Below are 13389 nucleotides of genomic sequence, written 5' to 3' on the forward strand. Positions count from 1 at the left end.
ACAATTTCATTTTAATCAAGTCGCAAGATAGAATTATAATTTTTATAACTTTAGAGAAAATACTGTGCCATGCTCAAAAAACTCTCTCTTTTAATTTTTTGTTTATGTTTTAGCTCCACTGTTTTCGCTCAAAAAAAATTTGATCGATGGTGGGACAAAGTAGAACAGGATGAAAGAGCAGGCTTTTCTATGGATGCTTTTGAAAAGTCTCAAAAGATATTGAAGAAAGCTAATAGAAAAGAAAACCCGCATCAGTTTATAAAGGCATTTTTATATGTAGAGAAATTTAAACTACTTTTAAAAGATAATAGTATAGAGGAAGTGTATCAAGATTTTACGAGAGAGATTGAGAAACAATCTTTTCCTGTAAAGAATATTTTATCTTCTTATTTAGCCGAAAGCTTAACGCAATATTATAATCAACATCGCTATCGTATTCAAAACCGTACAAAAATTGATAGTCTAGAAAACAAGTTTACCACTTGGGACCAAGAAACTTTTCAAAAAAATATTGATGCTTATTATGAGCTATCTTTAATGCATAAAGATGAGCTTATAAAAATTCCGTTAAGCGATTACAAAGAAATTCTCTCTTATGGTGATAATTATGATCGTTTTAAAAGTAGTCTTTTAGATCTTTTAGCGTTTCGATATCTTAAAGCTATAGAACCGGTTCAAAATTATGATTTTTCAGGAAGCAATTTTATTTTAGATAACCTTGATTTTTTTGGTCTTCCAACTAAATTTAGTCAGCTTCAATTAAAGACAGAAAATACCTCTTCCAAACGCTTTAAAAGTCTAAAAATATATCAAACTTTAATGCAGGCTCATTTACAAGAAAACAACAGTCTTTCGGTTTGTATTGTTACGCTAGACCGATTCAAATTCTTGGCAGAACATGGAAATTACGAAGACAACCAATCCGAATACCTAAAAGCATTAAAAAATTACTTAGCAAATACCACTTCAGAAGAAGAAAAAGTCTGGATTGCCTATCATCTTGCTAAATTTTATACTGAAAATGCAGATAGAAAAAAACATCACAATTACCCACTAAAAGCATTAGCGCAAATTGAATACATTTTATCTTTAGAGGGAAACACTATTCCTGAAAGAGAAGCCCTAAAACTAAAAAAGAAAATTAATTCTAGTACATTCTCTGCCTCAACGCAGCAAAGCCCTTTACCTAATCATCCCATTTTAACGCAGATTAAAGCCAAAAACATAGATTCCTTATATGTATCTGTATACAAAATTTCCACAGCGGATTATAGTTATCACAAAAGAGATAGTCTTGTAAAAAAAACACTAGAAACGCAAGAAGCAATTCATACAGAATCTTTTAAAATTCCAAATACAGATCCGTATTATGTTTACAGCACCGAGTTTTTATCTACGCCCTTAAAATCTGGACAATATTTACGTGTGTTTAGCACTACAGAAAATTTAGATATAAAAAAAGATAGGTATGAATATCATCTCATACATATTACCGATTTAGCCTATAACTTGTATGATTATGATAACCAACAGCATTTGTATGTACACAGCAAAAAAACAGGCTTACCACTTTCTAAAGTTAATGTAAACATCCTTGGCAATGAAGAATATATAACAGATGAGAAAGGCTTTGTGGTGTTAAGCGGAAAGGATAAGAACTATTCTAAAAAAATGTTATTGATTAAAGGTGAAGACAGTTTGAGAAGCAGCGTAAGATTCTCAAAAAAATATGAAAAAGACACTCAAGATGCTGGAGATATAAGAATTCATATTTTGACCGATCGTAGCATTTATAGACCTGGACAAACTCTGTATTATAAGGTAATTCTTTCCTTTCAGAATGAAAAGGAGAGAAAAGTGCTTTCCAATCAAAAGCTATATCTATTGTTAAAAGACCCTAACCACAACAAAGTGCAAGAAATAAATTTAATCACTAATGAATTCGGATCGGCATCGGGAGAACTAATTATTCCTGATAATAAACTTACGGGAAGCTACCGGTTATTAGTAGACGAATCTTTTGATGATGACTCTCTCACCAATCGCTCCAATTTCTACGAACAATCCACCACGATAAGCGTGGAAGAATACAAGCGTCCTACTTTTGAAGTGGAGCTTCTTTCACTAGATTCTACTTATTTTTTAAACGACTCTATTTCATTAAAGGGAAAAGCCGCTGCTTTCTTTGGCGGTAATCTTAGCAACGCAAAGGTAAAGTATGAAATTAACCGCTCGTTAAATCGCAATAAGCTGTATAGACAAAGCTCTAGGTTTATTCCGGTAGAAAGTACGAGAATAGCTTCAGGGACGGTTACTACGAACGACAAAGGAGAGTTTGCGCTTGATTTTAAAGCGGCTCCAGATAGTCTTGTCGCTCAAAAATTTAAGCCTGTATTTACGTATTCTATCTCCACTTCTATCACCGATATTAATGGGGAAACACAATTCCAAAGAAAGCAACTTAAATTTGGTTATCACGCTGGCGAAGTACAAATTATATCTCCGCGACAAATTCAGCTGCAAGAAGACCAAAAACTGAGACTCTTGGCAAAAGATTTTAATGATAAACCTATAAAAGTTTCGGGACAGCTCTTGGTATATCAATATCAAACACCTCAACGAATCATTCACAATCGGCCTTGGAAAACTCCAGATATTCAGCGTATTCCTAAAGAAAAATTTTTGCAACATTATCCTTATTTTGCTTACGATAGTCTAGATGTAAAAGCACATTGGCAAAAAGAGATTGTAAAAACTATCGATCTCAACTTTGAAGATCAGATAGAATTTGATTACAATAATTGGAAGAACGAGCTTAGTTCTGGTGAATATTTACTTCAGTTTAAAGGAAAAGATGAATTAGAGGATAGCATTACCACTTCTCTAGCTCTACAATTGCGTAATACGAAAGATGAAGACAATTTAAAAAATACAGAATTTGTGACCTTCTCTTCTGAAGTGGAGAAAAGGAAAAAAAAGAATCTTATTAAAGCTCATTTTTATACTCCCATAGAAGGTTTAAACATCCTTTTGGAAGTGAATTATTCTGAAAAGCTTCAGTTAAAAAAATACATTCAGCTTCAAAAGGGAGATAATATAATTGCTATAGAAGTTGCTAAAAACATAGAAAATGTTGGGTTGAGATACGCTTTAACTACTCAAGGAATTTCGCAACAACAAACAGAATCTGTTTCTATTCCTAAAAAGAAAAAGGAGGAAAAGACACTTCAGTTTGAAGTAATGAGCTTTAAAGACAAATTGAAACCTGGAAACGAAGAAACTTGGGAGTTAAAAGTAGTAGATCAAAATAACAAAGCTGCAGAGGTAGAAGTTTTGGCAAGCATGTACGACGCTTCTCTAGATCAATTTAAAGCACACGATTGGAGTCCTCAATTATACCAAGAAAGAAATAAACGTACTAATTATTACTTTCCCAACCTAAGACAACAATATGCTGACGTAGAAGATGAGGCTTCTAGCCGAAGGAAAAACTTTAAACTTCTTAATTATTTTTTCTTTTCTAAGCTAAGATATACCAATCTACAGCATTTTGGATATCATTTTACAAATACAGGCTATCATCAAAAAATCTATACCAATTCTCTCATTCAAAAAAATAGTAACCACGAAAATAAAATTGTAGGTTGGGTTAGAGATGATCAAGGATTACCGCTTCCTGGAGTAAACATTATTTATAAAGGAACCTCACAAGGAACACAAACCGATTTTGAAGGAAAATTTATTTTGGACTTTATACCAAATCTAACTTTAATTTTTTCTTATATAGGTTTTAATACACAAGCTATACAAGTAGACCAGCCACAAAAACTAGAAGTGATGATGGAAGCGGGAAATGCTTTAGAAGATGTAACTATTACTGTTTTAGGCACTAAACGAAGAAAAGACGAGCTGCTAGCTGCCAACCAAATAGTAACTATGGAAGATTTAATGACTGCTAACAACCCAAATGCGGTAAAAGGTTTAGCCGGTAAAGTTTCAGGATTACAAATACAATCAACTTCTAATGGAGGCACCTATATTGTTTTAAGAGGAAACCGGTCATTAAGTGGAAATAAAAAGGCCTTAATTGTGATAGATGGCATTATTGCAACTGACGAGGATTTTAAAGCTATGGATCCCAATCTCATAAGCAATATTAATACAATTAGAGGTAACAATGGAGCCGCTCTTTATGGAAGTCAGGGTGCCAACGGAGTAATTTCTATTACCACTAAAAAAGCGGTTAAAGAGTTACAGCAAGTACAAACCCGTACCAATTTGCAGGAGACTGCTTTCTTCTTTCCGCAGTTAAAAACCAATAAGAAAGGAGAAATCAGTTTTACCTTTAAAAGTCCGGAAGCTTTGACGCGTTGGAAGTTTCAGGCCTTTGCTCACGATAAAAATCTACATCAGGCGAAGTTAGATTTAACCAGTATGACGCAAAAAGACCTCAATATAATTCCTAATTTACCACGCTTTTTTAGAAGTAAGGATAGTATTATTATTTCCGCCAAGGTGAATAATCTAGCCGATAAAAGCCTTAACGGAATTATTCAACTAGAATTTACTGATGAACTTACTCAAGAAAAAATACCGCTTATAGTAGATGCTTCTTCCGTAAAGAATTTCAGCATTCCTTCTAAAGGAAATACCGAAGTCAACTGGAAGTTAGCCATCCCCGAAGGATTATCTGCAGTACGTTATCGCATTGTTGCCAAAGCAGGAAATTTTTCTGATGGAGAAGAAAATGTGATTCCGGTGCTTACCAACCGCATATTTATCACCGAGAGTCTACCCATTTGGCTCAATCCCAAAGAGTCCAAATCGTTTAGCTTAGAGAATCTCAAAAACAATAAGTCTCCTACTCTAGAGAATCATCAACTTATTTTTGAATATACCAGCAATCCTGTTTGGACCGCCATTAAAGCTCTTCCTTACATGGTGGAATATCCTTATGAATGCTCTGAACAAACTTTTGCTCGTTTTTTTGCTAATAATCTTGCCGAATTTCTTCTTAAACAAAATCCCGAGATTCAATCGGTTTTAAAAGAATGGGAGAAAAATGAGAGCTTAATCTCTGAGCTTAACAAGAATGAAGAACTCAAAAATATTCTTATTCAAGAAACGCCTTGGTTAAAAACGGCGCAATCGCAAGAAGAGCAGCAAAAGAGACTTGCTGAATTACTCGATGCGAAAAAAGCAAGCGACAGAGCACAAAAGACCTTAGTTAAACTACAACAAATGCAATTGCGTTCTGGTGCTTTTTCTTGGTTTACTGGAGGGCGAGAAAATCTTTCTATCTCCTTATACATTTTAATAAGTATGGAAAGGTTGGAAAACATCAATCCAGCGCTTTCTGACGTTTCTAAATACCAAAAAATTAAAAGTAAATTAATTAATTACCTAGATAAGAAATTCTTAAAAACCGAGGCGGAGGATTATTCTAGTTTTGAACTTCATTATCTTTATGCACGCAGCTTTGAAAAAGCTCAGTCTAAACCAGAAATGAAAAAGTATGGTGATGAATTGCTGAAGCATTACCAAGAGGACTGGCTGAGTTTATCCATACAATCGAAGGTGACGCTTGCCATCGTTGCACATCGTTTTGAAGATGAAAAATTAGCGAAAAGCATTCTAGAATCATTAAAACAAAACGCGGTAATCAATTCTAACTACGGAATGTATTGGAAAGAACTCACCAATAGCTATGCTTGGTTTAATGACGCTATTGCCACGCAAGCATTAGCGATGGAAGCTTTTAATGAGATTGAAAAGAGCGAAGAAAACATTCAGCAATTAAAAACTTGGTTATTGCGAAACAAAAAAACCGAAGCTTGGAAATCTACCAAAGCCACTACCGAAGCTATTTATGCACTCTTAACTTACGGCACAAATACTGCTGAAGTAGAATTCCCCTCCATTAATATAGGAGACAAAAAAATCACTCCCAAATCTATCGAAGCGAAAACAGGATACTTTAAAACTTCTTTTTCTACGGAAGAAATTACGCCAAAAATGGCGCAAGTTGAAATTAATAATACATCAGAAACTGCACAATACGGCGGACTATATTGGCAATATTTTGAAGAGTCAGATCAAATTAAAGGAAATCAGCAAGAGCAAATCTCTATTCAGAAGAACTTGTATAAAAAAGTAGAAACCAACGAGGGAAGCACCTTAGAACCCATAAATGGACAAAATTTAAACTTAGGCGATATGCTGGTAGTCCGATTGGTGATTACTGCAAAAGAATCGTTTAGTTTTATGCACTTAAAAGATATGCGAGCGGCAGGTTTAGAGCCTGTTGATGTGATTTCAAAATATAAATACCAAGATGGCTTGGCATTTTACCAAAGCACCAAAAATGTAGCTACCCACTTTTTCTTTGACAATCTAAGAAAGGGAACTTATGTGCTTGAGTACAGCCTAAAAGTGAATACTAAAGGAGATTTCTCTAATGGAACGATAAGACTTCAAAGTTTATATGCGCCAGAATTTTCGGTACAAACTAAAGGAACTCGACTAGAAGTGAAGTAATGTAACTATAATAAGGAAGTAAATTATTTTTCGGGAGGGAAATTTTCCAGTGCTTTTTTAGCAATTTCTAAGAAAGCTTCTTCCCGTTCTTTCGGCGAAAGCTCTCTATCAAATTTAGATTCTACTACGGCTTGCCAAAAAAGTTCATCATTAAGTGCATTGGTAAATTCTATGGTAAGACTTATAAACTGCTTGATTCCTCCAAGTGGGATTCCGCCAGATATTCCGCCTCGAACAGCTCCGCCTCCACTACCAACACCTATTCCTATTGTATTGTTATTGCGTTCTTCAAAAAATTCGGCATAAAAATTGATTCTAAAATCAGAATTTTCACTTTGTTGGTAGCCTTGATTCTTCAAGGATTTAGACAAACTTTGCATAAATCGTTCTTCGTCTAATTCGCTAAGTCCAGATTCTATATTGGTGTAATAAGAAAAATTTTGGCATTGCTCAAAGTCCATTTTTTCATCGTAGTCGTAGAAAGCTTTGGGTCCGCCACAAGAGATCAAACTTATCATACCCAGAAAAAAGAATAGCTGCTTCATAGTTTAATATTTAATTAAAATTAGTCGTATCCGACTAAGATGTTAGACCGCTCCGCTTTTAGATAATAGAAGTTAGATTTAATCTCAACAAAATAGTAGAAAATAGCTTAAATTTTAGAATTATTAGCATCATTTAGGAAGTAAAGTGCAATTCTACAAATACTTCATTTTTCAATTTCATTATTAAAACTGCTATCACTTTCAATGTTTTAACCGAACAACACTAATTAAAAATACTAAAAATAAAGCAGCTACTTATGATGTAACGTATTCTTAACAGTTAATCTTTTTGCAAAGGCTCTTTATTTAAGACTTCCCAAAGCGTATCTTTTAATTTTTGTAAACCTTGCTGGGCTACAGAAGATATAAATACATAAGGAACTTTCTTAAATGCTTTTGCTACTTCTTTTTCTAATTCTACTCTCAATTCTTCATCGAGCATATCACTTTTAGAAATAGCCAAAACACGATCTTTATCCAATAATTCTGGATTATAACGTCTTAACTCATCCAGTAAAATTTCATATTGTTCTTCGATGCTTTCCACATCACAAGGCACTAAAAACAATAAGGTAGAGTTTCTTTCAATATGTCTTAAGAAACGATATCCTAGACCTTTTCCTTCTGCTGCACCTTCAATAATTCCGGGAATATCTGCCACTATAAACGACTTATAGTCTCTGTATTCTACAATCCCTAGATTCGGTTTTAAGGTCGTAAACTCATAATTCGCTATTTTTGGCTTTGCGGAAGTAATCACAGAAAGCAATGTAGATTTTCCAGAATTAGGAAAACCAACCAAGCCTACATCTGCTAAAACTTTTAATTCTAAGGTAATATCTCGTTCTTCACCATCTACTCCTGGCTGAGCGTAACGAGGCGTTTGGTTGGTAGACGATTTAAAGTGCCAGTTTCCACGACCTCCCATGCCACCTGCAGCAATAATAATTTCTTGTTCATCATCAACCACCTCTGCGATGATTTCTTCGGTCTCTGTATCTCTAACCACAGTTCCTAAAGGTACATCTACATAAGCATCTTCTCCATCTGCTCCTGTACTTCGTTGCTTAGAGCCATGTTCACCGTGCGTGGCTTTGATATGTCTCTTAAATGTAAATTCGTGAAGCGTCCAAAGGTTTTTATTTCCGCGTAAAATTACGTGTCCGCCGCGACCACCATCTCCTCCATCTGGACCTCCTTTATCGATGTACTTCTCACGGTGCAAGTGCATAGAACCTTTTCCTCCTTTTCCGGAAGTAACGTGCAACTTTACATAGTCTATAAAATTTCCTTCTCTCATGTTAACTTCTCTTATAAAATAGTCGTGTCCGACTAAGATGTTAGACCTGCCCGTACCGAAGAGGTACGTTCGGGCTGGCCGCTACGCTTTTAGATAATAGAAGTTAGATTTAATTCCAACCATTTATCCAGCAATAACTTAATTTATAAATATTATTTAATTTCAGAATTATAAGTCTAATATAAAAGGTGAAACTCTACACATACTTTTTTTCTCAATTCCATTACTAAGACTACTAGAGATCTTTAAAGTGCTAACCAAACATGAATAAGCACGGTGCAAAAACACCATTCAATTATCATAACTGATCGATTACCTCACTTAAACGCGCTGTAATTTCTTCAATACTTCCTTCCCCGTTTACACCGTAATATTTACCTTTTTTTTGGTAGTATGATTTTAAGATAGAGGTTTCATCGTGATAAATTTTAATTCTCTTTCGGATAACTTTTTCGTTAGCATCATCTTTTCTTCCCGAAGTTTTTCCGCGTTCTAATAATCGCTTAACCAAAATTTCGTCAGAAACTTCTAAAGCAATCATCGCATTTACTTCTTCTCCTTTTTCCGCTAAAAAGTCCTTTAAAGCATCTGCCTGAACTTCTGTTCTAGGAAAACCATCAAAAATAAAACCGTTTGCTTCCTTCTGTTTATTCACCTCATCCTTCAACATTCCTACCGTAACCTTATCTGGTACCAGGCGACCGCTTTCAATGTATGACTTAGCTTCCATTCCTAAAGGCGTATCATTTTTCATGTGGTAACGAAAAATATCTCCTGTAGAAAGATGCATTAAATCATATTTCTCTTTAAGAATGGTTGCTTGTGTTCCTTTTCCGGCTCCCGGAGGACCAAACAATACTATTTTAATCATTTCTTTATCTTTTAATTGATATACTTCTGGTAAATTTCTTCCTAAGCCGTCATAATCTAATCCAAAACCTACAATAAATTTATTAGGTATTTCCATTCCTACATAATCTAAAGTATGTGCTTGGTGATAAGCTTCGGGTTTATAAAACAAGGTAGCAATTTTAAAACTAGCTACTTGTTCTTCTTTTAAAATTTCTATAATTTTAGTTAGAGTGTGTCCTGTATCTACAATATCTTCGAGCACAATCACGTCCCTACCTTTCAAATTCTCGACTCCTATAAGACTTTGTACCTCTTTTGTGCTTTGAGTGCCTATATAAGAACTAAGCTTGGTAAACTCTATTTCACAATCTCCACTATATTCTTTAGATAAGGCTGCTACAAAAGCGAAAGCCCCGTTGAGAACACCAAGAAAAACCGGAGTTTTGTCTTGGTAATCTTTTTCTATTTGCTGTGCTATTTTTTTTACTGCCTCTGCAATTTGTTGTTGGCTGATAAAGGGTTTAAAAAAAAGATCGTGGATTTTTATCATACAGGATACTTATCTTCAGGCGCAAAGATAAAGATTTAGCTTTAAAGTAGATTCATTCTTAGAAACCAATTCTGTTTTAAATTTAATATCCCACTATTCCGAAGAAAAAACTTGGACAAACAAACCAAGAAACCTTATTTTTGTTCAAACACCACACCTATGAATTATTTTTCTTCTTCTTTTAAATTAGGAATCCTTGGCGGAGGTCAGCTTGGTAAGATGATGCTCTATGATACTAGAAAATACGATATACAAACTTATGTGATAGATCCTAATCCCGAAGCTCCTTGCAAAATTGCTTGTGACCATTTTGAGGAAGGAGACTTGATGGACTATGATAAGGTCTTGCAGTTTGGCAGAAATGTAGATGTAATTACTTTTGAAATTGAAGGCGTTAATGTTGATGCGCTGGAGCAATTGGAAAAGGAGGGGAAAAACGTATATCCTCAAGCCGCGGTATTGAGAAAAATACAGGATAAAGGAATTCAGAAACATTTTTATAGCGATCATAACATTCCTACTTCGCCTTTTAAAGTGTACAAAGAAAAAGATGATCTTACCGAAGCTTTGGTGAGAAAAGAATGGGAATACCCTTTTGTTTGGAAAAGCTGCACGGGCGGATATGACGGAAAAGGCGTGAGTATTATTCGCGATGAAGAAGATTTAATTCCTGTTGCTGATACGCCTTGTATTGCTGAAAAAATGATTCCTTTTAAGAATGAATTGGCGGTTATTGTGGCCAGAAATCCTTCAGGAGAAGTAAAAACTTATCCAGTTGTGGAGATGGAATTTCATCCCGAGGCCAATCAGGTAGAATATGTGATTTGTCCTGCCAGAATAGATTCCGCAGTAGCGAAAAAAGCGCGAGAGTTAGCAGTAAAAGTATCGGAAGCATTTCAACACGTGGGTTTGTTGGCGGTAGAAATGTTTCAAACCCAAGACGATGAAATCTTAGTCAATGAAGTTGCTCCAAGACCTCACAATAGTGGCCATTACAGTATTGAAGCCAGTTACACCAACCAATTTGAGCAACATATTCGTGCTATTTTAGATTTACCTTTGGGAGAAACAGAAAGTAAAGTGGGGGGCGTAATGGTAAATTTGGTAGGCGAAGAAGGCTACGAAGGGCAGGTGAAGTACCAAAACATTGACAAGATTATGCAAATGCCAGGCGTTACTCCGCATATTTATGGTAAAAAACAAACGCGTCCTTTTCGGAAAATGGGACATGTAACTATTGTAAATAAAGACTTAAATGAAGCTAGAAAAATAGCCGAAGCCGTGAAGAAAGAAATAAAAGTAGTGAGTGAAAAATGAAAAACTAAAAGTGAAAAATGTAGTTTTCAGTGCTGATTGTTCAGTTTGCTTTAATTGGATTGAACAGATTACACATGAAAAAATCAGAAAAAATAAATTTATAAATTCATAAGATGAGTAAAGTAGGAATAATTATGGGAAGCACTAGTGATCTTCCTATTATGCAAGAAGCCATTGACATTTTAAAAGATTTTGATATTGAGGTGGAAGTAGATATTGTTTCGGCCCACCGCACGCCAGATAAACTTTTTGACTACGGCAAAGATGCTCACAAACGCGGAATTAATGTTATTATCGCGGGCGCGGGCGGCGCAGCACATTTGCCAGGAATGATTGCTTCACTTTCTCCCCTGCCTGTGATTGGAGTTCCTGTGAAATCTAGAAATTCTATCGATGGTTGGGATTCTGTATTGTCTATTTTACAAATGCCAGGCGGTGTTCCCGTAGCGACTGTAGCTTTAGATGGAGCAAAAAATGCAGGTATTTTGGCCGCTCAAATTATTGGGGCTTCAAATAAAAGTGTTTTAGATAAAATTTTAGCTTACAAAGAAGGTTTAAAGCAAAAAGTTATTGACGGAGCTAAGAAAATAAAATAAGTGTATACAAATATAATAGGTTCAAAAAAGCTTTCACAAATCGTGAAAGCTTTTTTTATTTAATTGTAAATAAAAAAGTCGCATATTTATAGTTATTAACTAGACCCTAATTATGCAAAATAAATACGCTCTATTGTTTTTTAGCCTGTTATGTCTCACAGGTTTTTCTGTTTCTGCTCAACAACTCACAGGTAAATTATTCTCTAAAGAAACCAAGGAGAGTATTCCTTACGCCGCAGTACAGATTGGTGAAAATTATGGTGTAATCACCAATAATGAGGGTGAATTTCAAATTAATGTAGATCGCTTTTCGGCAAATGATTCTCTTTATTTTTCCTCTATGGGTTTTGTAGAACAAAAAATTGCGCTAAAAGATTTTCAGCCTAAAAGTTCGATCTATTTAAAAGAGGACGTGAGCCAGTTAGAGAATGTTTTTTTAGTGAATAGAAACTTATCTATAGAGGAAATCATGACCAAAGTAAATGAGAATCTCGATAAAAATTACACCTACAGTTTAAAGAAATTTGACATTTTCTCTAGAAAACAATCGACTACCAAGGTGCTCGATATGGAGTTTGAAATTAATAAAGCTACTTTTTTAGACAAATCGGTTCGTAAAGACTTTAATAAAAGTATAGACAGTTTGCTTAACGTAAATAAAAATTCTACGAATACCTCATATTCTGAAAGTTACACACAAATCTTTATAGGATCCTCATTAGACAGTCTTAAAGTGGATTTACAAAAAGTAACTCAGCTAAAAGATGAAACCAAAGCAGGGGACGCCGAAGATTTTTCTTCTCAAGTCTTTGAAAAGATTGCAAAAAACCTAAAAAGTAAAAATACTTTTAAAGTGAAATCGGGACTTTTACCTATTGATGATTCTTTAGAAGTTGGAGAATCTTTTAGGGTAAAAGAAAATAATGATTCTCTTCTTACCAAAGACGTAAAATCAACTCACGCAAGAAGCATGAAGCATAGTGCTAATCTACACCCTGGAAAATTAGATTTTGTAGAGGACTTTGAAGCTTATGATTTTACGCAAGAGAAAATTACGGGCTATCAAGGAGAAATGGTGTACGTTTTAAACTTTATTCCGCGTAAGGGAAGAGCAAAATACCATGGTACACTTTATATTTCTTCGGAAACTTTTGCAGTTATTAAAGCGGAATATGAATTAGAAGAAGGCGAAAAAGCAGCTGGAATGAATCTTAAATTTTTATTGGGCATTAAATACCGAAGAAATAAAAATACGGGCATTGTCATCTTTAAAAAGAATGCACAAAACACTTACGATCCTATTTATCTAAAAAGCAGCACGCAAGATTATGTGTATCTTAACCGAAGTTTCAAATTTAAAGAAAATACAGATGACCGATCCAATCGGATTAAATTTAAGTTTGATTTGTTAGTAGAAAACGAATCTTACACGAATCAAGAACTTTTAATTGTAAAAACGGAACCTATTACCGCCGAAACTTTTAATTCTTTTAAGGAAAAAGAAGGCGTACTCATCGATAAGATCAAGAAGTATAATGCTTACATCTGGAAAGACTACAACATTATTTCTCCAGAAAAGGATTTACAGGAATTTGAATATTAAAAAAGATTACTTCTTGAATTCAACCTATAAACGCAACTTTTAGCGGAAATAATATAATTATTTTTCAGAAGGAAAGAAGGGATTATTTC

General features: G+C 34.6%; 7 protein-coding genes. 4 read left to right on the forward strand and 3 right to left on the reverse strand.

Annotation, left to right across the window (positions count from 1 at the left end; all coding sequences use genetic code 11):
- The first annotated feature begins 69 nt into the window (after window positions 1–69).
- Window positions 70–6537, forward strand: a complete 6468-nt coding sequence (locus tag RLT85_RS12955; RefSeq protein ID WP_311402467.1) for an alpha-2-macroglobulin family protein — start codon at window positions 70–72, stop codon at window positions 6535–6537.
- A gap of 23 nt (window positions 6538–6560) precedes the next feature.
- On the opposite strand, the gene RLT85_RS12960 is transcribed toward RLT85_RS12955, so the two are convergent.
- The 3 genes from RLT85_RS12960 to RLT85_RS12970 all read right to left on the reverse strand — a co-directional run bounded on the left by RLT85_RS12960 (window position 6561) and on the right by RLT85_RS12970 (window position 9784).
- On the reverse strand, window positions 6561–7082 hold the full coding sequence (locus tag RLT85_RS12960; RefSeq protein ID WP_311402468.1) for a DUF4136 domain-containing protein: 522 nt from the start codon (window positions 7080–7082) through the stop codon (window positions 6561–6563).
- 280 nt (window positions 7083–7362) lie between these two features.
- Complete coding sequence (obgE, locus tag RLT85_RS12965) at window positions 7363–8382, reverse strand: GTPase ObgE (protein ID WP_311402469.1); 1020 nt, start codon at window positions 8380–8382, stop codon at window positions 7363–7365.
- Between the two features lie 298 nt (window positions 8383–8680).
- On the reverse strand, window positions 8681–9784 hold the full coding sequence (locus tag RLT85_RS12970; RefSeq protein ID WP_311402470.1) for an adenylate kinase: 1104 nt from the start codon (window positions 9782–9784) through the stop codon (window positions 8681–8683).
- A 159-nt stretch (window positions 9785–9943) separates the two neighbouring features.
- Here RLT85_RS12970 and RLT85_RS12975 point away from each other — a divergent pair, with 159 nt between their 5' ends.
- From RLT85_RS12975 to RLT85_RS12985, 3 genes are all read left to right on the forward strand, one after another.
- Window positions 9944–11101, forward strand: coding sequence for a 5-(carboxyamino)imidazole ribonucleotide synthase (locus RLT85_RS12975; protein WP_311402471.1), 1158 nt, complete (start codon window positions 9944–9946; stop codon window positions 11099–11101).
- A gap of 113 nt (window positions 11102–11214) precedes the next feature.
- The gene (purE, locus tag RLT85_RS12980; protein ID WP_311402472.1) at window positions 11215–11697 is read left to right on the forward strand and encodes a 5-(carboxyamino)imidazole ribonucleotide mutase; all 483 of its coding nucleotides are present in this window, start codon (window positions 11215–11217) and stop codon (window positions 11695–11697) included.
- Between the two features lie 112 nt (window positions 11698–11809).
- Window positions 11810–13300 (forward strand): carboxypeptidase-like regulatory domain-containing protein, encoded by a 1491-nt coding sequence (locus RLT85_RS12985; RefSeq protein WP_311402473.1) that lies wholly within the window; start codon window positions 11810–11812, stop codon window positions 13298–13300.
- Window positions 13301–13389 lie beyond the last annotated feature (89 nt).

Source organism: Mesonia ostreae (genome assembly GCF_031845265.1).
Classification (GTDB): domain Bacteria; phylum Bacteroidota; class Bacteroidia; order Flavobacteriales; family Flavobacteriaceae; genus Mesonia; species Mesonia ostreae.